The sequence below is a fragment of the Streptomyces sp. NPDC001204 genome, assembly GCF_053598035.1.
This window is the reverse complement of the sequence record NZ_JBSFJL010000021.1, coordinates 1-21,538: the sequence shown is the minus strand read 5'-3', so window position 1 is coordinate 21,538 and position 21,538 is coordinate 1. Positions and strand designations below refer to the sequence as shown.

Annotated in this window: 20 protein-coding genes and 1 pseudogene; 7 read left to right on the top strand and 14 right to left on the bottom strand. The window is 69.6% G+C overall.

The window, feature by feature from the left end:
- Window positions 1-103: 103 nt before the first annotated feature.
- Window positions 104-1,099 carry a chitinase gene (locus ACWC91_RS26100; RefSeq protein ID WP_450644115.1) on the top strand — a complete coding sequence of 332 codons (996 nt, stop codon included), beginning with the start codon at window positions 104-106 and terminating at the stop codon, window positions 1,097-1,099.
- 535 nt (window positions 1,100-1,634) lie between these two features.
- Here ACWC91_RS26100 and ACWC91_RS26095 read toward each other — a convergent pair.
- The 4 genes from ACWC91_RS26095 to ACWC91_RS26080 all read right to left on the bottom strand — a co-directional run bounded on the left by ACWC91_RS26095 (window position 1,635) and on the right by ACWC91_RS26080 (window position 7,328).
- Complete coding sequence (locus tag ACWC91_RS26095) at window positions 1,635-2,081, bottom strand: imidazolonepropionase-like domain-containing protein (protein WP_450726064.1); 447 nt, start codon at window positions 2,079-2,081, stop codon at window positions 1,635-1,637.
- Between the two features lie 7 nt (window positions 2,082-2,088).
- Window positions 2,089-3,303 (bottom strand): cyclic dehypoxanthinyl futalosine synthase, encoded by a 1,215-nt coding sequence (mqnC, locus tag ACWC91_RS26090; protein WP_225078072.1) that lies wholly within the window; start codon window positions 3,301-3,303, stop codon window positions 2,089-2,091.
- Window positions 3,304-3,381: 78 nt separating this feature from the next.
- Window positions 3,382-4,347, bottom strand: a complete 966-nt coding sequence (locus ACWC91_RS26085; protein WP_450726062.1) for a prepilin peptidase — start codon at window positions 4,345-4,347, stop codon at window positions 3,382-3,384.
- A complete protein-coding gene (locus ACWC91_RS26080) occupies window positions 4,344-7,328 on the bottom strand; it encodes a BTAD domain-containing putative transcriptional regulator (protein WP_450643847.1) in 2,985 nt (994 codons plus the stop codon). The genes ACWC91_RS26085 and ACWC91_RS26080 overlap by 4 nt, the downstream gene beginning before the upstream one ends.
- Before the next feature lie 729 nt (window positions 7,329-8,057).
- Between ACWC91_RS26080 and ACWC91_RS26075 the strand changes: the two genes are divergently transcribed.
- The 3 genes and pseudogenes from ACWC91_RS26075 to ACWC91_RS26065 form a co-directional block, all read left to right on the top strand.
- On the top strand, window positions 8,058-8,231 hold the full coding sequence (locus ACWC91_RS26075; protein WP_450643846.1) for a hypothetical protein: 174 nt from the start codon (window positions 8,058-8,060) through the stop codon (window positions 8,229-8,231).
- 1 nt (window position 8,232) lies between these two features.
- Window positions 8,233-9,291: a hypothetical protein gene (locus ACWC91_RS26070; RefSeq protein ID WP_450643845.1), complete on the top strand. Its 1,059-nt coding sequence runs from the start codon at window positions 8,233-8,235 to the stop codon at window positions 9,289-9,291.
- A 95-nt stretch (window positions 9,292-9,386) separates the two neighbouring features.
- Window positions 9,387-9,527, top strand: a pseudogene (locus tag ACWC91_RS26065) (DUF397 domain-containing protein); the annotation flags it as partial.
- Between the two features lie 26 nt (window positions 9,528-9,553).
- Here the strand turns inward: ACWC91_RS26065 and ACWC91_RS26060 are convergent.
- The 10 genes from ACWC91_RS26060 to ACWC91_RS26015 all read right to left on the bottom strand — a co-directional run bounded on the left by ACWC91_RS26060 (window position 9,554) and on the right by ACWC91_RS26015 (window position 16,854).
- Window positions 9,554-10,144, bottom strand: coding sequence for a hypothetical protein (locus tag ACWC91_RS26060; protein ID WP_281156993.1), 591 nt, complete (start codon window positions 10,142-10,144; stop codon window positions 9,554-9,556).
- 66 nt (window positions 10,145-10,210) lie between these two features.
- Entirely contained in the window at window positions 10,211-10,684 is a 474-nt protein-coding gene (locus ACWC91_RS26055; RefSeq protein WP_225078171.1) for a pilus assembly protein TadG-related protein, read from the bottom strand.
- Between the two features lie 5 nt (window positions 10,685-10,689).
- Window positions 10,690-11,118: a TadE/TadG family type IV pilus assembly protein gene (locus tag ACWC91_RS26050; RefSeq protein ID WP_225078077.1), complete on the bottom strand. Its 429-nt coding sequence runs from the start codon at window positions 11,116-11,118 to the stop codon at window positions 10,690-10,692.
- Window positions 11,119-11,568 carry a TadE family protein gene (locus tag ACWC91_RS26045; protein WP_225078078.1) on the bottom strand — a complete coding sequence of 150 codons (450 nt, stop codon included), beginning with the start codon at window positions 11,566-11,568 and terminating at the stop codon, window positions 11,119-11,121.
- A 45-nt stretch (window positions 11,569-11,613) separates the two neighbouring features.
- Window positions 11,614-11,865: a hypothetical protein gene (locus tag ACWC91_RS26040; RefSeq protein ID WP_225078079.1), complete on the bottom strand. Its 252-nt coding sequence runs from the start codon at window positions 11,863-11,865 to the stop codon at window positions 11,614-11,616.
- 56 nt (window positions 11,866-11,921) lie between these two features.
- Window positions 11,922-12,845 carry a type II secretion system F family protein gene (locus ACWC91_RS26035; RefSeq protein WP_172632887.1) on the bottom strand — a complete coding sequence of 308 codons (924 nt, stop codon included), beginning with the start codon at window positions 12,843-12,845 and terminating at the stop codon, window positions 11,922-11,924.
- Window positions 12,842-13,771: a type II secretion system F family protein gene (locus ACWC91_RS26030; RefSeq protein ID WP_450643848.1), complete on the bottom strand. Its 930-nt coding sequence runs from the start codon at window positions 13,769-13,771 to the stop codon at window positions 12,842-12,844. Before ACWC91_RS26030 ends, ACWC91_RS26035 begins: the two co-directional genes overlap by 4 nt.
- A 35-nt stretch (window positions 13,772-13,806) precedes the next feature.
- Entirely contained in the window at window positions 13,807-15,114 is a 1,308-nt protein-coding gene (locus tag ACWC91_RS26025; RefSeq protein WP_141359479.1) for a CpaF family protein, read from the bottom strand.
- Window positions 15,111-16,121, bottom strand: coding sequence for a hypothetical protein (locus ACWC91_RS26020; RefSeq protein WP_376505345.1), 1,011 nt, complete (start codon window positions 16,119-16,121; stop codon window positions 15,111-15,113). The genes ACWC91_RS26025 and ACWC91_RS26020 overlap by 4 nt, the downstream gene beginning before the upstream one ends.
- Before the next feature lie 16 nt (window positions 16,122-16,137).
- Window positions 16,138-16,854 carry an SAF domain-containing protein gene (locus ACWC91_RS26015; protein ID WP_281156991.1) on the bottom strand — a complete coding sequence of 239 codons (717 nt, stop codon included), beginning with the start codon at window positions 16,852-16,854 and terminating at the stop codon, window positions 16,138-16,140.
- 680 nt (window positions 16,855-17,534) lie between these two features.
- Here ACWC91_RS26015 and ACWC91_RS26010 point away from each other — a divergent pair.
- The 3 genes from ACWC91_RS26010 to ACWC91_RS26000 form a co-directional block, all read left to right on the top strand.
- A complete protein-coding gene (locus ACWC91_RS26010) occupies window positions 17,535-18,191 on the top strand; it encodes a hypothetical protein (RefSeq protein WP_225078082.1) in 657 nt (218 codons plus the stop codon).
- On the top strand, window positions 18,179-19,222 hold the full coding sequence (locus tag ACWC91_RS26005) for a hypothetical protein (protein ID WP_450643844.1): 1,044 nt from the start codon (window positions 18,179-18,181) through the stop codon (window positions 19,220-19,222). The genes ACWC91_RS26010 and ACWC91_RS26005 overlap by 13 nt, the downstream gene beginning before the upstream one ends.
- Window positions 19,223-20,270: 1,048 nt before the next feature.
- Window positions 20,271-21,538: PE-PGRS family protein (locus tag ACWC91_RS26000; protein ID WP_450643843.1), on the top strand; the 1,268-nt coding region annotated here is incomplete at its 3' end.

Genomic DNA, 21,538 nt, shown 5'->3' with positions numbered 1-21,538 from the left:
GGCTCGGAACGCGGTTCCCGGTCCGGCGGCAGGCTCTCTCCGGTCCGGGATCCCGCCGTGTTTGGATTCCCGTACGGACACAACAAGGGCTGGTGCATGCGCAATGAGGAGTTTCCTGACGCCGGTGGCTGGGCTCACCTGCCTGTTCGCCCTGGCCGCCACGGGCTGCTCCTCGATGTCCGACGGCACCTCGGACGCGGCCCCCAAGGCCCCTGAGTCCAGCACCTCGTACGCCCCGTACGTGAGCGCGACGACGGCCTCGGTCACCGACTCCGCGGGCTCGCCCGCGACGTACAACCTCGCCTTCGTCATCTCCGGCGGCAGCGGCTGCGCACCCGAGTGGGACGGCATGATGGGGCTGGACGACGCCGAGGTGAAGTCCCGGATCGGGAAGCTGAGGAGTTCGGGCGCCACGGTGCGCGTCTCCTTCGGCGGGGCCTCCGGCAAGGAACTGGCGACGACCTGTGAGAACGCCTCCGCGCTGGCGGACGCGTACGGGAAGGCCCTGGACGCGGCGCGCTCGACCCGGGCCGACTTCGACATCGAGGGCCGTACGCTGACCGACTCCGCCTCCGTCGACCTGCGCTCGCGGGCGATCGCCCTGCTGCAGAAGCGGCGCCCCGGCCTGGAGGTGTCCTTCACGCTGCCCGTCATGCCGTCCGGGCTGGACTCCCACGGCCTGGCCCTGCTGGAGTCCGCGAACGTGCACGACGTACAGGTCTCGACCGTCAACCTCATGACGATGAACTACGCCGAGTCCTACACCGGCGACATGGGCGACTACGCCCTCACCGCCGCGAAGGCCGCCCACACCCAGCTGAAGAAGGTCTTCGGGTTGTCGAACGCCGCCGCCTGGGAGGGAATGGCGCTCACCTCGATGATCGGCGCCAACGACATCGCCGGCGAGACCTTCACGCTCGAGGACGCGGCTCAGGTGCGCTCCTTCGCCGAGGAGAAGCGGATCGCCTGGGTCTCGATGTGGTCCACCTTCCGCGACCGGCAGTGCGAGAAGGGCGTCCCGTCCCGGGAGGAAGCGGCGACGGATTGCAGCGGGGTGAAGCAGAAGCCGGGGGCGTTTGCTCGGGCGTTGGGCGGATGAGGCGGGGGCGGGCGCGCGGGGGTGCGGGCGGCTGGAGGCTGGGACGGGCGCCCGGAGGCTGAGGCGAGCCTCACGGCTTCAACGGCCGAGACGGGCAGGCGGCGGCTGAGACGAGTGTCCGGCGGTGTGACGGGCGCCCGGAGGCATGGTGAGCGCGCGACGGCTGGGACGGGCGCGCGGCGGCATGGCAGGCACCAGAGGCTGGGACGGGCGCGCGGCGGCATGGCAGGCACCAGAGGCTGGGACGGGCTTCACGACTTCAACGGCCGAGACGGGCAGGCGGCGGCTGAGACGAGTGCCCGGCGGTGTGACGGGCGCCCGAAGGCATGGTGAGCGCGCGACGGCTGGGACGGGCGCGCGGCGGCGTGGCAGGCACCAGAGGCTGGGGCGGGCTTCACGGCTTCGCCAGCCGAGGAGGGCAGCGGCTGAGGCGGGCGCCCCGCTGCATGGCGGCCTTCGCCGGCCGAGGCGGGCGGCGGCTGGGACGCGCGCGGCGGCACAGCGGGCGCCCAGCGGCTGGCGGGCGGCGGGCGCCTCAGCGTCTGCGGTGCACCAGGCGCCCCGCGCACACGGTGGCGAGGCAGGCGCCGCCGTCGTCGAAGACGGCGAGGTCGGCGCGGCCGCCCTCCACCACCGCCGCCGGCCGGGGTCCGGCAAGGACGGCGACGTCGTTCCGGGCGGCGGCCTCCCGCAGTCCGGGCGCGTCCGCGTGCCCGGCGAGCACGGCCGTCGCGCCGAGCTTGAGGACCGCGTGGACACGCTCGCGCGGACTCGGCGCGTCCGGCAGCGGCCCTTCGTGGACGCGCGCGGGCCCGAGCACGCCAGGCCAGCGCCGCACGCGCGCGTGCGGAAACCGCCGCTCCAGCTCGGCGAGCGTCCCCACGGCCGCGACCCGGGCGCCCTCGACGGCGACCGCACCGCCCGCGACGGATTCCGCGTCCCAGTTGGCGCGGAACCCGTCCGCCGCGTGAATCGTCAGCACCCGTACCTCAGTTGGAGGCGAGCAGCTTCAGCTCGGGATGGGCCGTCCCACCCGCGATCGCCGTCGACGAGATGTGCGACATCACGCGGTCGTCGACCGGGTCGTTCGCCGGGTCGTCGTGGACGACGAGGTGCTCGTACGTCGTCGCCCGCTGCGCCGGAACCCGCCCCGCCTTCCGGATGAGCTCGATGATCTCCATCCGGTTGGAGCGGTGCTTGGCGCCGGCCGACGACACGACGTTCTCCTCGAGCATGATCGAGCCCAGGTCGTCGGCGCCGTAGTGCAGGGTCAGCTGGCCGACCTCCTTGCCCGTGGTCAGCCAGGAGCCCTGGATGTGCATCACGTTGTCGAGGAAGAGGCGCGCGATCGCGATCATCCGCAGGTACTCGAAGAGAGTGGCCTGCGTACGGCCCTTCAGGTGGTTGTTCTCCGGCTGGTAGGTGTACGGGATGAACGCCCGGAAGCCGCCCGTGCGGTCCTGCACGTCACGGATCATGCGCAGGTGCTCGATCCGCTCGGCGTTCGTCTCACCGGTGCCCATGAGCATCGTGGAGGTGGACTCCACGCCCAGCCGGTGCGCGGTCTCCATGATCTCCAGCCAGCGCTCCCCGGACTCCTTCAGCGGGGCGATGGCCTTGCGCGGCCGCTCCGGCAGCAGCTCGGCACCGGCGCCGGCGAAGGAGTCCAGGCCGGCCTCGTGGATGCGCGTGATGGCCTCCTCCACCGACACACCCGAGATCCGCGCCATGTGCTCCACCTCGGAGGCACCCAGCGAATGGATCACCAGCTGCGGGAAGGCCTCCTTGATGGCGCTGAAGTGCTTCTCGTAGTACTCGACGCCGTAGTCCGGGTGGTGGCCGCCCTGGAACATGATCTGCGTGCCGCCGAGTTCGACCGTCTCGGCGCAGCGCCGCAGGATGTCGTCGAGGTCGCGGGTCCACCCCTTCGCCGTGTCCTTGGGGGCGGCGTAGAAGGCACAGAACTTGCACGCGGTGACGCACACGTTCGTGTAGTTGATGTTGCGTTCGATGATGTACGTCGCGATGTGCTCGGTACCCGCGTACTTCCGGCGGCGCACGGCGTCGGCGGCGGCACCCAGCGCGTGCAGCGGTGCGTGGCGGTAGAGATCGAGCGCTTCCTCGGGGGTGATCCGTCCGCCCGCGGCGGCACGGTCGAGGACGGCTGTGACATCAGGAGATGTGAGGTCGGCCTTCTCGGTCACCGGCGTCCCTTTCGCAGGATTCGTAAGGGTTGTGGACAGACCGAACCAGCCTACGTCAGCCGTTTCGCGGTGCTGACCTCAGGTTGCGTACGCGCCGATCAGAACTCCCGTGAACGCCCCCGCGATCAGAAACGGCCCGAACGCGATGGCCGTCTTGCGGCCGGCCCGCCGTACGACGACGAGCGCGCCGCCGTACAGCGCGCCGAACAGGAAACCGGCGAAGGTGCCCAGCATCACGACGGGCCAGCCGTACCAGCCGAGGACGGCGCCCGCCCCGAGGGCCAGCTTCACGTCGCCGAACCCCATCCCGGCGGGGTTGACGAGGAACAGCACGAAGTAGCCGCCGCCGAGCGCGAGGGCGCCGTACAGCGCGGTCGGCCAGTGACCGGCGTGCCCGGGAACCAGGGCGGCCACGCCGAGGAGCGCGAGGGCGGCACCCGCGAGGGGCAGGGTCAGCGCGTCGGGCAGCCGCCGCACCCGGAAGTCGACCACCGCGAGCAGCACGCCGACCGGCGCGAGCAGCAGCCAGACGGCGAGTTCGGGCCGGCCACCGGTGGCAGCGGCGAACGCGCCACAGACGAGAGCGGTGGCGGCGGCAACCGGCAGGGCCCGGGGGCCGTAGGAGGCGCGGTCGCGGGCGGGGGTGGTGGCCGGGTCGTCGGCGGGGGGCGTGGCCGGGGTGCCGGCGGAGGCGGCGGCAGGGACGGCAGCGGGGGGCGCGGCCGGATTGCCGGCACGGGTGGCGGCCGGATCGCCAACGGGGGTGGCGGCCGGATCGTCGGCGGAGGTGGCGGCCGGATCGTCGGCGGAGGTGGCGGCCGGATCGTCGGCGGAGGTGGCGGCCGGATCGTCGGCGCACTGCCCGCAGCGCCCGCGCCCGATCCAGCCCCGTACCGGATGTCCGCCCGGGCAGCGCTCCCGCCACGGCTCCCCCGACGGCACGGAGAACCGGTACGCGGCCCGCGGCAGCGACGCGCCCGCCGCCGCGCCCCACAGCGCGGCGGCGGCGACCAGCGGCAGACCGGTCGACGGCACGGTGCTCATCCCGCCGCGGCGACGGCGCTGCGCCAGGCCGGCAGCAGTTCGTCGAGCAGGGCCTCGGTGCGCGGCGGCAGGCCGCGGGCGCCGCCCCGGCCGACGAGGTCGGCGGCGAGCGCCTGGAGGCGGGCGGTGTCGCCGGTGGCATGCGTGGCGCGCAGCAGCTCGTTCCACAGGCGCTCGTCGGCCGGGGCGGTGCGCAGCGCGGCGTCCAGCGCCTCGATCGCCTTCTCCGCGCGGTCCTTCTCCAGGTGGAAGGAGGACAGGGCGAGCCCGATGTCCGCGACGATGAGCGGCAGTTGGGCGTCGACGATCTCGTGGGTGAGCCACCGGTAGCGGCCCTCGGGCCGGTCGGCGAGCAGCGGTCCGCGCACCACCACCAGCGCGTCGGTGAGCAGCCGGCCGCGTACGGCCCGGCTGTCCGCGCCCTTGCCCTGTGTGGCCTCGTGGTACAGCGAGCGCAGCACGTCCAGGTCGGAGACGACGGACTTGGCGAGGGTGAGCCGCCCGGTGTCGTCCGTACCGAGCCGGGGGGTGCCGTCGGGGCCGGTGCCGAGCCAGGAGCGCAGCCGCTCGACGAGCGCGTCCCGCACGTCGTCGGTGACCCCGCGCGGCCACAGCGCGGAGGACAGCACCCGCGGATGCACGCCCTCCCGGTGCAGCAGCAGCAGCGCCAGCGCCTCGTGCAGCAGCGCACTGCGTTCGTCGTCCGGGGTGTCGAGGCCGATGATCTCGTACGGGCCCACGAGCCGCGCGTACACAGCCGGCCGCCCCTGTTCGCTGATGTCGACGAGGAACGGCGGGGTGGGCGCCGGTCCGTCGGGCCCGCTCTCCGGGTCGGCCTCGACGAACAGCTCGACCACCGCCTGCTGTTCGGCCGACGGCAGCATCTGGGCGTCGAGTTCGAGCCCGAGCAGCGGGGCGAGCAGCCTGCCCTCGCTGGTGATCTCCATCTCCCAGGCTGCGCCCGGCAGTTCGTCGGACTCGGTGCCGACGAGGTAGCCGATGCCCAACCGGCTGGCGTCGGCGGCGAGTTCGGCGAGCCTGCGGGCGTCCTCGGCCGCAGGCTGAGCGGCCAGCAGCACCAGGTGCGGGGCCCAACGGGTGTGCTGCGCGGGCCCGGTGCGGCCGGTGAGCACGGAGTCGTGCCCGGCGGCGCCCAGCGCGCCGCGCCGCTGCCGCGTCTCGGCCTCCATGGTCTCGAGGAGCGCCTCGATGCCGTCGAGGTGGCGCAGGCGGCTGGGAGCGAGCGGGGTCAGGTCCTGACCGAAGCCGACGAGGGTGACGGTCATGCGGTCCGACCAGCCGTTGGTGGCGAGTTCAGCGGCGACCGAGGCGAAAACGGCGGCCCGGTCGGAGGCGCGGCCGCTCAGCGAGACGATGCCGGGCACGGCCTCCAGGTTGAGCAGCAGGCGGGAGTCGTCCATGGTGCCGAGGCTGACGAGCCCCGGGTACGGGGCGGCGGTTTCGGCCTCCTCGTACTGCTCGGCGTCGGCGCGCGCCAGCATCCAGAACGTCTCGTCCTGCCCGGTCCGCCAGGGCGCGGGCGGCTTGCCGGCCGGCTGTGCGAGCTGGAGGTGCAGGTCGCCTCCGGTGAGCCAGGCGGCGTAGACGACGGGCAGCGGCCGGGACTCGGCGGCGAGGGCGGCGGCGAGGGCGCGCAGGGACCGGTCGAGCCGCCGTACGCCCTCGGGGTCGGCGCCCACCAGCAGCGCGTCCTGCACGTCCAGCGCGTCCCCGGTCGGCGTCGGCGGCTCCATGCCGCGCCGCCCGCCGACGGCACCGAGCGCCGACTGCCACAGTGCCTGCCGGCGCCGGTGGCCGAGTGCGCCGAGGAGACCGGCGGCGAGGAGCGGGGCGCCGAGGAGGGCTTCGGGCAGCCCGAAGGAACGCCCGGAGGAGGCGGGGGTGGCGGCGGTGGCGCTGTCGCCGGCATGCCGCTGCCGGTCCTGTCCGGCGTCGGGGGCGGGCCGCTGGGCGGGTACGGAGGCGTGGGAGCCGCCCTGCTGATGGCCGCCGCCCTGCGCGTGGTCGCCCCCGCCCTGGGCATGGTCGCCGGTCTTGGCGTAGTCGTGGATCTGCTGCCGCACCTGCTCGGAGACGTTCGGCGCTCCGTCGGGCATCTCGACGAGCTCGCCGCCGTGCGCGTCCGCGGGCATCTCCATGATCCAGCCGGGCCGGATGAGGCTGGCCTCGGACAGCCGGGAGCCGTCGGGCTGGACCCGGTCCTTGTTGAGTTGGTAGATCTCCTTGTACCGGCGCCCGTCGCCGAGGTGCCGCTGGGCGATCTCCCAGAGCGAGTCGTGGTGGCGTCCCTCGGGCGGCTGGATCCGGTAGTACTTCGTGTCGCCCTGCTTGGCCTCCGCCTGCGCGGCGGCGCTCGCGGCCTGCTCGGCGACGGCCGCCGCGGTGTTCGCGGCCTGCTCCCGCTGCTGCCCGAACAGCCCGCCCGGCGTCTGCTGCGCGGCGGCGACGGTGCCCTTCTGGTTCCCCTCCAGGCCGTGCCCGAGCTGCGACAGCCCCGGCGTGAGGCTGGCGGCCGTGGCCCCGACGAGCAGCAGCGCGGCGACGAGTTGCCGCGCGAGCAGCTGGCTGGGGCCGGCGCCGGGCACCCGCCCCGGCACCCCGACGCCGGAGAGCGCGGCCTTCATCTCCACGAGCACACAGGCGGTGAACTGCGCCCAGGCGAGCCAGACGACGACCGTCAGGATGCTCAGGAAGGTCTGGACGGTGATCTCCTGCTGGAGCCAGTCCAGGCTCGGCACGCCGTGCGGCAGCGGCCATCCGATCTGGGTGGCCAGCGCCAGCGGTACGCCGATGAGCAGGACGAGCAGGGCCAGGAAGGCGAGGAACGCCTTCACGAAGTCCCCAACCGTGCGCCGCCGCACCCGCACCGGCTGCGGCGTCCGGTTCCTCGGGGCCGTCGAGCCTCCCGCCGGGTTTCCCGTCGGGCTTCCCGTCGAGCTTGAACTACGGCGTCGCGGCATGGCGGGTGTCCTGATGGTGTGTGAAGTGGGTGCGGTAAATGGGGCGTACTGAGCCTACAGAGATCCTATTGACGGGGGCGACACAGCTTCCGCCCCTCAACCCCGGACGCCCCCACGCCGTTCACAACAGTCACGCCGTACCTCTCGACTTCCCCCACAATCCCCCGCCCAGCACCCAAACCCCCCTCTGCCGCCCCTGATAGCTTCGTTGTCCGCTGCACACGTCGTCGTCCTCCGGGGGAGATCCACCGCGGCCCGCCGCGCCCAACCCGCCACCGCACTCACCGCCTTCACCGCCATCGCGACCCTCACACTCACCGCGTGCGGCGGGGGTGGGGACGCCACGTCCGATGACATCAAGGGTGCGGAGACGGCAGGTGGCAGTCCGTCGGCCTCCGCCTCGGCATCTCAGACGTCCGGGGTCCAGCGCCCCGACATCAAGCTCCCGGCGGAGTCCAGCTGACGTTCGGCAGTTGGACGAGCGGTGACGGCGTCGAGCGGGCCATCCTCGACGACGCCAAGGAACAACTCCGGGCGGGTTACGCCGCGATCATCGCCAACGAACCGGACGGCGGTGACGCCCTCGCCTTCTACGACACCAAGCCGGGTCTGTCACAGGACCGACAGTGGATCAAGACCTACACGAGCAAGGACCTCACCGTCTTCGGCGAACTGCCGGCGTACGACGCGAAGACCGTCCTCCTCGGTGACAAGAAGACGCGTGCCGTGGTGACGTACTGCACGGACGAGAGCAAGGCCTACACCCGGAACCGCAAGACGAAGGAGGTTCAGGGGAATCCCGCGGGTACGGACCCGAAGGTCTTCTACAGCGTCACACTGGCCAAGAACGACGACGGGGTCTGGCAGAACGTCTCCACCCGTGCGAAGCGGGGCGGCTGCTGAGATGAGGCCCGGGCACGCCATTGCGACGACGATCGTGTCTGTGGCCGGGATTCTCCTGGCCTCCACGCCCGCCGACGCCATCGGCGGCGGAGGCACCAACGACGGAACACACGGCGGCACCGACCACAAGGACATCTACGCCTCCGCCACTTACTCCCGGATCAAGGTCCGCCAGGTGAGCGGCCCCACCGGAGGAACGCACGGCGCCCTTTCCTCGGTGGATGTGAACTGGGAGCCGCCCGCCTGCTGGTACGAGCCCGTGTTCACCGGCGAAGAGCTCAAGTCGTTCGTCGACAAGACAGGCGGCGACGGCGACGTGGGCATCCACGAATCCTGGTTCGGCAAGAGGCTCTGGACCGACCACTACCAGGACGGCAAGCCCGAAACGAACTTCGACGACGAGCACAGCACGGCCAAGGGCTACAAGGACTACAACGTCGGCGAGAACGGCTACTTCTGGCGCAGCGTCGCCCCGGACGCCTCGGACCCCAAGTCCTGGGACTGCGGCAGGATCATGTTCTGGCAGGATGCCGGCCAGCTCCCGAAGATCCCGCACGCCCCGACACCGGAGATGCTGGCCGACTACGCGTACAACAGGATCAAGGTCCCCGACACCGGGATCGAATTGAAGCCGACCGCCAAGTCGACGGTGAACCTCCCGACTTGGGTCTGGTTGGACACGGGCACCTTCAGGGAGATCAAGGTCCGCGCGGAACTCCCCCGCACGAACTTGTGGCCCGAGACGACAGCCAAGCCGGTCGCCCTACACCTGACCCCCGGCACGGACGACGCCGAGACCTACCCGTCCTCCGGCAACTGCACGATCAACGACGACGGCTCGATCGGCACCCCGTACGCGAAGGGCGACGCGGACAAGACCCCGCCGTGCGGCATCAGATACCTCCGCGCCACGAACGGACAGCCGTACCGCCTCAAGGCATCGATCACCTGGCAGATCACCTGGCAAGGCACCGGCGGAAGCGGCGGCGACCTCCCCGACGGCACCTTCGAGACAACCCAGGACATGAACGTCCAGGAAATCCAGTCGATCAACCGCTGACGGGCTCCACGTCGTCGACGACCTGATCAGGTCCCGTCGTCGGCGTTCGCCAGAGAGGGCTTCGCCGGAGCCGGGATCGAAATGGTGTACAGGTCATACGTTGGCGGAAGTCGTCGTTCACCGGCGGAGGCGATGGCAACACCTCCGTCGAGATGGCGAACCTGCACAACCGCATAGCCGTCCGCGACTCAAAAGCCCCGGCCCGAGCCACGCTCTCCTTCACGGCCGCAGCCTTCGCCACCTCCTCGACTCCCTCAAATCGTCAGAGTGAGAGCGTCTTCGCGATGTTGTCGGCCATCTGCTCGGCCGGCTCGTCCAGGATCGGTTCCGTCCAGGAGACCAGCATCGTGAGGGCCGTCTCCAAGCCGTGCGGGCGGACGCCGTAGAACACCGTGTGGACCACCGGGCGGGGGCCGAAGAAGCCCTTCTTCTCGCCGATGAGGTTCTGGCGGATGCGTACGGCGTCGCCGAGGGGTAGCCGTACCTCGCGTACGTCCGGTTCGCCGAAGTCGTGGCTGGTCATGTGCTCGGCCAGCAGGGAGAGGGAGACCTCGGGGAACGTCTCGTCAGGGTGGATGGCGTCGAGTTCCATGATGGCCGCCACCGTCTCATGACCGCTCACGTACCAGCCGAAGGCTGCCAGCGGATCGCGGGTGTAGCAGTCGGCGACTGTGCGCTTGAGGCTCCGGGCCAGGCGGCGGGCATCGCACGGCGCACCGTCCTGCGCGTATCGCTCGGCGAGCTCCTGGCCTTGTTGCTTGGCCCAGGAGTCCAGGTCCACGCTCCCGGCGGTGGGGAAGGGCACCCAGTCCTCCGAGAACTCCAGGCCGAGGTTCGAGAGGTCGTCGGTCATCTGTCGGTCACTCCGTCAAGATAAGCGAGTCGGTGATCGCGTCGAAGGGGCACGCTCATGGACGCGTCACCCCACCTCGTTCTTGGCCACGGCCCGACCGTGGACGACCACGTTGCCGCCGTAGAACATGCCGGTGAAGACGGGCGAGTACGTCAGCTGGATCTCGACCTGTACCTGGTCGGCGTCGGCTGCCACGCAGTGGCTCGCGGCGATGTCGGCGCCCGTCATGCTCATCTCCCGGGCGAAGGCCTTCACTCGGGCGTCGCAGTTCCCGTAGTTGATCGGCGCCGGGCCGCCCTCGTCGTTGTAGAGGGCCTCGCGGTCGATGTCCTGGGCGGCGTAGCGGGCCGCCTGTTCCGCTATGTCCGCGGCACGTTCGCGCTTGGAGATGGACAGGCCGCCGTCGATGACGAAGGCGGACAGGGCGAGGAAGACCAGCGCGAAGATGATGACCGCGCCGGCGCCCGAGCCGCGGTCGTCCAGTGCCGTGCCACGGGTGGACCACCAGGCGCGCACACGGTCCGCCGCGGCGGCGCTCACGTTCCTCACGCCGACCTCCGGAAGGGATCCAGCGGCGAGCTGAAGCTCGCGGACAGCCTCGTCGGGATGTTCAGGCCCAGCGACGCCAGGCCACGCACCTCGCAGCTCACCTCGACCGTGAACAGGGTGTCGGGGGCGAAGCCCGCGCTCGTCTGCACCACCGAGACCGGGCCCGAGCAGACGTCCGCCAGGTCCGCCTCCGCCGCCTTGCGCGCCTCGGACATGGCCGTCGGGTGGTCCTTCTGGATCGAGCCCGCGCGAGCCGCGTCCCGTGCCGCGCCGTCCACCGCGCCGCGGCCCTGGACGAGCTGGCCGAAGGCCACCAGCACCAGGATGAACAGGATCATCACCGGGGCGAGGATCACGACCTCCACGGTGGAGAGGCCGCCGTCGTCACGGGCGGACGAAAAAGACGGCCGGGAAGAGCGGTTCATCTAGTTCCCGTCCTCCCGCACGAACCTCTCCACCGGACCCGACGACTGCGCGTGCACCGTCAGGTTCAGGCCCGGGAACACCGTCGGGATCCGCGCCGAGATCTCCACACCCACGGTGTTCTGGTCCGGCTGGAGCATCTTCACGTCCGGTGACAGGACCAGCTGGGGACCCAGTTGGCGGATGTAGGCGTCGACGACGTTCCGTGCCTCGCCCCGCCAGGCGCCGGGCTGCTCGTCGGCCGTGGCGCGGGCCTTGCGGGCGCCGGCCTGGGCCGCCGCCTGGGCCACGTGGTCGGCGAAGAAGTACAGCGCGAACTGGACCGTCGCGAAGATCATGAAGAACAGTACGGGGGTGAGCAGCACGAACTCGATCGCGGTCATCCCGGAGTCGCCGCGGCCGGAAGCTGACTCCCGTACGGCCTCCGCCCGGCGGCGTGTCCACGTCCGCATGCGCTGCACCAGGTCCCCGATTCCCCGTTCGCCGTCAGTTCGCGGTCAGCAGGTACCGCTCTGATTGGCACCCTTGATGCAGTCGCCGACCTTGTTGGCACCCTCGCTCAGCGCGGAGTTGATGATGGCGGCCACCACGCCGACGATCGCCACGACGACCGCGGAGATGATGACCCACTCGACCGCGGAGGCACCGCGGTCCAGCTCGCCTGAGCGGGCGCGCTGCACACGGCCGCCCAGGAAGGTGACCAGGAAGTCCACGGCCGGGATCCCGGTGTGGAAGTCTCGTCCGTTCATGACAGTCGTTTCCTCTCGAATTCAGGGCAGTTGGCAGGGATTGGCAGGGGCGGCGCTCACACCTGGAACACCCGCATCGCCGCCGGGAAGATCAGGAACACCAGGAAACCCGCGCACAGCAACAGCTGGGCCACGAGCATCGACTGGGACTTCTCGCCCGCGCTGCCCTCGATCTCGGCCAGTTCGCGGTGGCGCATGGTCTCGGCGCGCGAGGCGAGCGACTCGCGCACCTTCGCGCCGTCGTCCGCGACCAGGGCCAGGGAGGCCGAAAGGTCCTTCAGCTCCTCCACGCCCAGCTCCTCGCCGAGCTGCCCGAGCGCCTGCCACTGGCTGATGCCGGTGATCCGGGCGTCCGCGAGGGCGTTGCGGATCCGCTGGTTCGCCCAGCCGTCGGACACCTCGGCCGCCGCCATCAGCGCCTCCGGCAGACCACGGCCGCCGGCCAGGCTCATGGACACCAGGTCCAGATACGCGCCGATGACCCGGCGCAGGTCACGGCGCTTGTCGGCCGCGTCCCGCCGGATCTCCAGATCGGGCAGGAAGAAGAACAGCGCCGCGCACAGCAGCGCCAGCCAGACCGGGATGACCGGGCTGCGGCCGAAGCCCAGCGAGTAGACCACGGCGAACAGCAGCGGACCGAAGAACAGCCCCGCGACCGACAGCAGCACCTTCGTCGCCAGGAACCTCTCCCAGCTGCGCTCCAGCACCGCGAGATCGGCGCGCAACGAACGCTGTTCCCAGCCCTGCTGAAGGTAGAACTCGGCGACGCGCGCGCCGACCTGGGCACGGAACGTACCGAAGCGGCCTGTCTCCTCCCGGGTCTGGTGCCGCGTCTCGTACGCCGCGCCCCGCGCCCGCATCGCGTCGATCCGCGCGACCTGCGCGACCGCGCTCCGCCTGGACGGCATCAGGGCGCGTACGAGGGCGTAGACGCCGAGGCCGAGGACCGCTCCGACCACGACCGGCATCGTCAGGTTCACCGGCGTGCCCCTTCCTCCTGCTGGGCGGGTGTGCGCGGCCGTACGAACTGCACCGCCGCCTCGTCCCGCACCAGGAAGCGTTCGGGCGTCTCGATCGTGGACAGCTTGCGCAGCCACCAGAAGCCGAGCGCGAACAGACCGCAGACGACCGCGAGAACCAACTGGCCGACCGGGGTGCCGTACGGCGACACGAAGTCGCGGTTGAAGACGGACAGTCCGAGCACGAAGGCGACGGAGACGGCGACGACGATCTGCACCGAGCGCCGGGTCGAGGCCCGCTGGGCCATGACGCGCTGACGCATGTCGACCTCCTCGCGCGACGACTTGGCCAGGGCGCCGAGGACCTGGCGCAGACCGGGGCCGCGCAGCCGGGCGTTGAGGATGAGCGCGGCGACGATGATGTCGGCGGAGGCGTCGTCGATCTCGTCGGCGAGCAGTTGCAGCGCGTCGGGCAGCGGAGCGCGGGCGCGCAACCGGTCGACCAGGGCGTCCAGATGGGGACGCAGGACCGGGGCGGCGGCGCGCGCCGAGGCCGGGATGGCCTGCTCCAGGCCGACCGCGCCGGCGATCGTGTCGCGCAGCGACTCCGTCCAGGAGGCCAGTGCCTCCACACGGCGCATCGCGGCCCGTTCCTCCGCCGCACCGCCGAAGAGGCGGTCCCAGAAGAAGACGAGGACACCGGCCGCGATGCCGGCGACCGCCCACCGGGTGAGCAGCAGGACGGCCAGGCCGACGAGAGCGGCGACGGAGCCGCGCTGCCCGGCGAAACGCAGCAGTTCGCTCGCCCGCCGGCTCGCCCGCTGCTTCTCGTGCTCGGGCTTGGCGGGCAGTCCGCGTACGGCGACGGCCAGCAGGGCGAGACCGCCGCCGACGGCGACGCCGGAACCGATCGAGTACAGGACGGTGGTGGAGAACAGGCCCCCCATGGAGCCGAGCGGGGCCAGTGCGGCAGACGTCATGGTCACCCCCAGGTTCCGTGGGGCTGGTAACCGTGCGCCATGAGGTCCTCCAGGCAGGCTATGGGCGCGTGCGGAACGACCCGGCCGTCGGGCGTCTCGGCGAACACCTCGCTGGACAGCACGCGGCCGTCGACGCCGTTGACCTCCCGGACCGAGGTCACCATGCGCTGAAGCCGGCCGCCGGTCTGGAAGTTGTTGCGCCGCTGGATGAAGACGACGAAGTTCACCGCGCCCGCGATCAGCATCTGGCTGGCCTCGATGGGCAGCCGTTCCGTCGCCTGCAACGCGTAGGTGGAGATGCGGTTGAAGACCTCGCTGGAGCTGTTGGCGTGGATCGTGGACAGCGAGCCGTCGTTGCCCTGCGACATCGCGTTCAGCATGGTCACGATCTCGTCGCCGAGCACCTCGCCGACGATGACGCGTGAGGGGTTCATACGGAGGGACCGGCGCACCAGCTCTGCCATGGAAATGGTGCCCTGGCCCTCGGAGTTGGGCAGCCGCTCCTCGAACGCCACTGCGTTGGGGTGCAGTTCGGGGAAGGTGTCCAACCCGAGTTCCAGCGCCCGCTCGACCGTGATGAGCCGCTCGTGCGGCGGGATCTCGTTGGCGAGGGCGCGCAGCAGCGTCGTCTTTCCGGCGTTCGTGGCGCCCGCGATCATGATGTTCTTGCGGGCCCGGACCGCGCAGGCCAGGAAGTGCCCCAGCTCCGGCGCGAGCGTGCCGTTGCCGACCAGGTCGGAGATGAACACCTTGCCCATCCGGGCCCGGCGGATGGACAACGCGGGCCGGCGGGTCACGTCCATGACGGCCGACAGACGCGAACCGTCCGGCAGCCGCAGGTCGAGCTGCGGGTTGGCGGAGTCGAAGGGGCGGGACGACAGGCCCGAGTAGGCGCCGAGCACCTGGATGAGCTCGATCAGCTCCTCGTCGGTCTCGGCGACCGGCTCGCCCTTGACCTCGCGCCCGTCGGCGTACCCGACGAACACCTGGTCGCAGCCGTTGATGTCGATGTTCTCGACCTGCGGGTCGTCGAGCAGCGGCTGGAGCCGGCCGACGCCGAACAGCGCCGCGTGCACGGCGGCCGCGTACTGCTCCTCGGTCTCGGCGTCCAGCGGCGTACGGCCCGCGTTGATCTCGGCGCGGGCGTACTCCTCCAGTATCTGCGCTATGACCGCGCGGGCGTACTGCCGCTCGTCCTCGCCGGACATCGGCGTGACGCCGTTGACCTGGTCGAGTCGGCGCTGCTCGGCGATGCGGTCACCGGCGTCCTGCCGGAACCGCTTGACCAGTTGGTGGTCGACAGCGGTCATCGCCCGGCTCCTGGCTGACCGTTCGTGTGGGGCTGGTACGGCTGCTGGGCCTGGGGCACCTGCTGCCCCTGGGCCGCTTGCTGGGCTTGGGCCGTTTGCGGGGATTGGGGCGCCTGCTGCCCATGCTGGGCCTGCTGAACCTGGTGGGCCTGCTGCGTCTGGTGGGCTTGTTGCGCCTGGTGGGCTTGTTGCGCGTGTGCGGATACGGCCCAGGCGGCGCCGTACTGCTGGTACAGGTCGGCGGTTACCTTGCGGGCCGAGCGGATCAGCAAGGACTTGTCCAGGCGGCCACGCCTGCGCCCGGCCAACTGCTCGGCGCCCGCAGGGTCGTCGGCGATGGTGCCGACGACGCGGGCACCGGTCTGGGCGTGCACCAGCATGTCGTTGACCTGACCGGAGACCTTGCCCGCGGTGTTCGGGTCGGCGACCAGGACGACGCCGACCACCGGGGTCGCCAGGCTCGCGGCACCGCGCGGGCCGCCGTGCAGCTTCGCGGACAGCGCGGCGGCGCGGTCGCGGACGCGGGCGATGGCCTCCGGCTCGGTGCGCGAGATCAGCAGGACGAGGGAGGCGTGCGGGAACAGTTCCACGGCGGGGGTGTCCCCGCTGATCCGGCCGCAGTCGGCGATGACGTCGGCGGGCGCGTTCGGGGAGTCGGCGAGCGAGGCGAAGGCGTGCCCCAGGGTGGGCCACAGGCCGGCGAGACCGGCGGCCTGCTCGGCGATGCCGAGTCCGACGAGGACCTCCAGGCCGCCGCTCAACGGCTGTACGTGATCCCAGAGTTGGTCGGGTACGAGTCCCCGGCGCGCGGTAGCGGCGATGGACAGCATGCCGACGTTCGGGTTGAGCGGCCCGCCGTGGGCCGCGGCGCTGCGGTAGACGAGGTCGCCGCCGGCCGGGTCCGTCTCGGCGAGCAGCACGCGTCGCGGCCAGACGGCGGCCAGCGCGACGGCGGCAGTGGTGACGCCGGGCGAACCCTTGTCGGCGGCCAGTGCGATGAGGGCCATGGGTGCGCTGCCGCCCTCAGTTGCCGGGGACGACGACGACGGCGACGGAACCCACGGACGCGGCCTGGGTGACGGCGGCGGCGTCGGACTGGTCGACGAGGAGGGTGAGCGACAGGTTGCCGGTGCTCACGGCGGCGTCGCCGTTGTCGCTCTTGGAGCTGACGCGCGCCTTGTCGACGATGAGGTTGCCGCCGGCGGACGAGCCCGTGGAACCGCTGCCGGAGTTGGAGCTCGACGCGTTGTCGCCGACACGGTAGACGGCGACGATGTCACCGTTCTTGATGTCCGCCGGGTACTGGCCCTCCTTGAGGGCGACGCCGACGAAGGCCTTGCCGTCCGGCAGGCTGCTCTTCGCGCCGAACATCTGCCCCATCACGACCGTGTCCGCGTAGATGGTGGACCTGGCCTTGAGGGTCTTGAGGGTGCCCAGTTTGACCCACGGGATGTAGTTGATGGAGTCGTCCGCGGCCACCATCACCGAGGTCACGTCATCGGAGGTGACGGACTCTCCGGCCTGGATGTCCTTCGTCACCTTGACGACCTCGATCCGGTCCCCGGCCTGGAGCACGAGCATCGTGGCGCCCAGCGCGCCCACCAGGATGAGCAGCACCGCCAGGGCCGCGAGCGCCGGTTTGCGCTCGCGAGGCGACGTGGGAAGCCGGTCACCGACCGTCGGCTGAGCCGGAGCCGCGGCGCGTCCCGCGCCCGCCCCCGTACGCTCCTGGATCTTCACGCAACCGCTCCCCGTACACCCAAGATGTCGTCTGCCAAGCTCTTTGCCTGGGCTGCAAACCCGGACACTTCACCAGCGATCCGGGCGATGTCGCGGCTATCCGGCGCGGGGTCGAGTGTCAAGCCATCGCACGGTATCAGCCGCACATAAGCCCCTCAAGGCGAGTCAGGCCCCTTGAGTCACGGTCGACTTGACGTTATCCGTCAGCAACTCGGGCACGGTCGCGACCCCATGGGGCACGACCGATTGCACCCGAGCCGGTGTGCGACCGCGAACCCGTCATCACAGTGACCCTGCGGAGTCCCGGCTCACACCTGGCCCGCGACCACTGGCCACGCACCATGCCTGCACGAATTACTCACAGGGGAGCGGATCAGTCATGCCGTGATCTTCCCCATGAAGCATGCACGGCTGACCCTGAACGTCTCTGAGCTGGTCGCCGCCGCGCTATCAGCCTGCTTGAACGATGCAGAGGACATTGCCGCCGCCGACAAGGCGACTGCCCCGCCGGGACCCACTGGCACCGCCGCCACTGGGCCGATCAGGCTGCGTTGCATCACACCTTGACAGCAAGAAGTCCGAAATTGACCTACCCGGAGAGGGGCCCAGCTTGGCGGAAGCAACCGCAGCACCGATACCGTCGAGCTCCCTGACTAACTCAGTGCTCACGGGGAGTCACAGTGAAGCGACGCTCTTTGCCCGTTGCTGCCGCGCTCGTCGCAGCCGCAGCCTTGTTGACGACGGCTTGCAGTGGCGGAGGCGGCAACTCCAAGGCCAACGACGCGATCCCGGGCGCTGACACCCGCGATACGCAAGCGTCGCCATCGCCCAGCGCTGACACTTCGGACGAGCCTCATCGGCCAGACATCACGCTGCCCAGCGACGTCAAGGACGTCTTTGAGAGCTGGCATACGGGCGATCCGACCAATGACGCCATCCTCGCCGATGCCGGCCGTGCGCAGACTGCCACCAACTACGCGATCATCAAGGGGAACCCCGACGAACCGGCTCTCGCGTTCTACCGGCAGGGGAACGCCCTCGTCGGCGGCGCCAAGTGGGTCAAGTCCTTTGTAGATGCCGGGATCACCTACACGGGCACTGTGCGGTACTTCAACCCCAACGTGATCACCTACAGCAAGACCTCGGCAGGGGTGACGTTCTGCACGGATGAAACGAAGGCGTTCAACAAGGACACCAAGACGCAGAAGGTCGACAGGACACCCCCGGACAGCGACTCGTACGTCTACTACAACACGCACCTGAAGCGGAACAGGGACGGCGTGTGGCAGACCACGGAGCTCGTTTCCGACAGGGGGAACGCGAAGTGCACGCCGTGAGGTTGCACCGCGCGGGGGCTGTTATCGGCACCCTTGCCGCTGCATGCCTGCTGGTCTCGAGCCCCGCCTACGCGAAGCGCGGTCCGGGCGGTTCCGACGGCGGCGCGAAGACGTCGGGGGCCAGATCGGGGAACACGCTCGAGTCACGCATCACCTATTCCGGCCACATGGGTGGGGTCAACGGCGCCTCGACGGGCAACGTAGCCCCCGTCGGCAATTGGAACCCGCCCGCGTGCTGGTACGAACCCGTGTCGGCCAAGGATTTCCAGAACCAGGTCGAGAGCCAGTACGACGAGGTCGTCAACGACCCCCGGCAGCCCAACTATGCCAAGGCGGCGACGGGCCAGTTCCGGAACATCTACAAGGATGACAAGTACAAGAACTACAATCTCGACAAGGCCGATGAAGGCAACTGGTGGGTGGCAGTCCAGGACCCCAACCGCCGCGACGACCCGGGCGCCTTCACCTGTGACAAGCTGCCTTTCTGGGTCCAAAACGGCGACACACCAGCCGTACAGAACGCCATCACGCCACAGGTGCTCGCAGAACTCGCCTACAGCAGAATCCTGCTCCCCGACACCAAGGTCACCCTGGCACCCCAGAACGTGACCAAGGTCAACCTCCCGACCTGGGCGTGGCTTGACCCGTCCGCGTTCAAGCCGGTCCAAGTGACCGCTTCCCTCAACGTGGCCGGCCTCAACATCCAGGCGACGACCACCGCCCAACCGGTCTCCCTCAAGCTCCAGCCCGGAACCGCTGACGCAGAGACCTACCCCGCCTCGGGTGAGTGCGCGATCAATAACGATGGTTCGATCGGCGAGTCATTCACCAGGGGCAAGTCCGACCAGGCACCACCTTGCGGAATCAAGTACCTCCGGTCCTCCGGCAACGGAACGTACAACCTCAAAGCGACCATCACCTGGAGGATCAGCTGGATCGGCACCGGTGGCGCCGGCGGAGATCTTCCCGACGGCACCTTCGGGGCGACACAGGCCGTCACCGTCCAGGAGATTCAGGCCGTCAACCGTTGAGCAACTGATGCCATGTCGAAAACGAGGCAGAAGCGATGACAGGCCGTTCTCGAAGAGACGACTCAGCCCACGAGCGTCGAACAGGGACAGGGCGGGGTCTGCTCACACAGAGCCCAGACCCCCTTGCCATCAGGCACGCGCTCCCGGCTTGGCCAGCATTTGACATAGGTAGGGTCGAGCGGGCACTTCATCCCGATGATCTTGGAGGCGCGAGTGGCATTCGGCGGGCGTAAGAGGGCGAAGGCAGCGGAGGAACCACCGGTGGAGCCCACGCCGTGGGCAAACGTGCGCGAGTTCGTCATCAGCTCCGTCGAGCGCCCCAGGTCGCCAAAACGGATGCGTTCGGTGTGGGGTAAGCCAGCCGTGCGCGTGCCAACCGGCAGTAGCGACTACCCTGCCCTCGCCCCGTGTGCGTTCCTCGGTTCATCGTCCGTGCCGAATCCTCCGTCTCTCCCTGAACTTACACTTTACGAGGACATCGAGACCCAGCGTCTACTGTGTTACGTCGAGGAACCTCAGGAAGTAAACAGGGAACAGCACTATGTCGTGCGTGACTCACGGCAACAGGCCATCGGGGCCCTCCGCCGCATACCACCGAAGCGCCCTTTCAAACACACCTGGCGAATCGACCAGCCCGGACATCCCACAATCATCGGCCGTAACGAATGGGCCAGTGGAACTGCCGGTCAGGCAGTTGCGCGCGTTGCCATCCGTGCCGCTTTCGAGGCAGTGGACAGCGCGTTCTATGCGGGCACGGACCAAAAGCCAACCTCCAAGGCCCGGACTTTGGAATGGCTGGCCGGGGACGAGGTCGTCATGACATCGGAGGGTAGCTCCAAAGTAGAGATCCAGGCGGACTGGGTCGATCGGCGACTGGCGTTCGCCTTCGCTCTGGTTGGAGACAAGTAGCCTGCCGCCGAACTTACTTGCGTCCGACCGCACCGGCGGACCCGCCGCATGTGAGGCGATCTTTCCGCCCTGATTGAAGAGCAGCTGCCAAGTCTCGACGCTTGCAAGGTACGCGCTTTTTTGGGGGGAAAGTGAGAACATGAGGACCGTCAATCCAGACAATCTGGATCAACTTGCCAAACTGCTCGACGGGCGCGGTGGCGTACGGGACAAGCTGGACGAAGCCTTTACAAGGGCCTCCCGACTCGCGGTCACCAGTCACCTCGCGGCACTGAAGCCATTGCGAAGCTGGGTCGGTGATACTGCACCCGACCTGCGTAAGCGAGCCTCGATCGCTCGTCTGGAAAGCGGCGATCCAGAAGCCGGCCTCAGGTGGGCGGGGTTCGAACCCAAGGACATCGAGAAGTACCTCAAGAAGCACGACGGCGATGGGCTGAGCCCAGACGAGATTCTCCTTGCCAATTCGATAGCTGCCAGCGACGACGCGCACGCGAGCGCCTTCAAGCGCCAGCTACATGAATCGCTCGACGACTGGGTCAAGAGAATCAACACACATGCTTTGGAGCAGATCCCCGGGCTCAAACCTCACGCAGAGACCATCATGACCGTGATCGATCTGTATGGGGAGTGGAAGGACGTCACCAAGGCCACAGCTGTCGTTACGATTCAGGGGACATCCCTCACCAAAGTCCTTGTCGGCAACGCGTTCAAGGCGAATGTCGTGGGACCTTGGAAAGATCGGATCGGCATGGCGCTGCGCGGGTCCAACAATGGGCTGCTGCGATGGTCCGGGGGAAAGCTCCTTGCAGCGAATCCGACCATCCGCTCCTTGAGCGCACCAGGCAGTTGGTTGCCCGGCAAGCTCAGTCAGTGGGCTCAGAACATCCCCGGCACAAGGGGAACGATCGGCGACTGGACGGGCGGTGTACTCGACAGATTCCGTCGCACAAGCATCATGCGCGCCCCCATCGTTAATGGGATCTCCGTCAACAGAGCCATTGATTTCCTAGTCGGTTCTGACACCGTGGCTGCTCGATACGGAGGAATTACCCACTCGGGACAAGCAGTGAGACGGGCTGGGAACGCCAGCCTCATCAAAGTCACGAACAATATCTACTCAAGGGCTCGAGGCCTCGGGTTCAGCCGCACGGCCTCCCTCACCAAGGGCTTGGCCGGGGCCGGCAAAGTCTCAGGTTTCCTGCGAGGGGCGGGCATCGCCGGGAGCGCGGCCTCGACGGTCTGGAGTACCGCCAACGTCATTTCGCAGGGCAACCCGGTCGATGCCTTCAAACGCAAGGGAGCCGGCTATGTCGCCGACGTAGCAGAGGTCGGCTTCAACGCATCCATGACCGCGGCCATGATCGCCCCCAACCCGATCACCATCGGCCTCGCCGTGGGAACCGGCGC

What these genes read in the sequence shown, in the direction of transcription:
- ACWC91_RS26100 (WP_450644115.1), top strand. Translation starts at nt 104, where the DNA reads ATGAGGAGTTTCCTGACGCCGGTGGCTGGGCTCACCTGCCTGTTCGCC.
- ACWC91_RS26085 (WP_450726062.1), bottom strand. Translation starts at nt 4,347, where the DNA reads ATGAGCACCGTGCCGTCGACCGGTCTGCCGCTGGTCGCCGCCGCCGCG.
- ACWC91_RS26080 (WP_450643847.1), bottom strand. Translation starts at nt 7,328, where the DNA reads ATGCCGCGACGCCGTAGTTCAAGCTCGACGGGAAGCCCGACGGGAAAC.
- ACWC91_RS26070 (WP_450643845.1), top strand. Translation starts at nt 8,233, where the DNA reads ATGAGGCCCGGGCACGCCATTGCGACGACGATCGTGTCTGTGGCCGGG.
- ACWC91_RS26060 (WP_281156993.1), bottom strand. Translation starts at nt 10,144, where the DNA reads ATGACCGACGACCTCTCGAACCTCGGCCTGGAGTTCTCGGAGGACTGG.
- ACWC91_RS26050 (WP_225078077.1), bottom strand. Translation starts at nt 11,118, where the DNA reads ATGAACCGCTCTTCCCGGCCGTCTTTTTCGTCCGCCCGTGACGACGGC.
- ACWC91_RS26045 (WP_225078078.1), bottom strand. Translation starts at nt 11,568, where the DNA reads ATGCGGACGTGGACACGCCGCCGGGCGGAGGCCGTACGGGAGTCAGCT.
- ACWC91_RS26040 (WP_225078079.1), bottom strand. Translation starts at nt 11,865, where the DNA reads ATGAACGGACGAGACTTCCACACCGGGATCCCGGCCGTGGACTTCCTG.
- ACWC91_RS26030 (WP_450643848.1), bottom strand. Translation starts at nt 13,771, where the DNA reads ATGGGGGGCCTGTTCTCCACCACCGTCCTGTACTCGATCGGTTCCGGC.
- ACWC91_RS26025 (WP_141359479.1), bottom strand. Translation starts at nt 15,114, where the DNA reads ATGACCGCTGTCGACCACCAACTGGTCAAGCGGTTCCGGCAGGACGCC.
- ACWC91_RS26020 (WP_376505345.1), bottom strand. Translation starts at nt 16,121, where the DNA reads ATGGCCCTCATCGCACTGGCCGCCGACAAGGGTTCGCCCGGCGTCACC.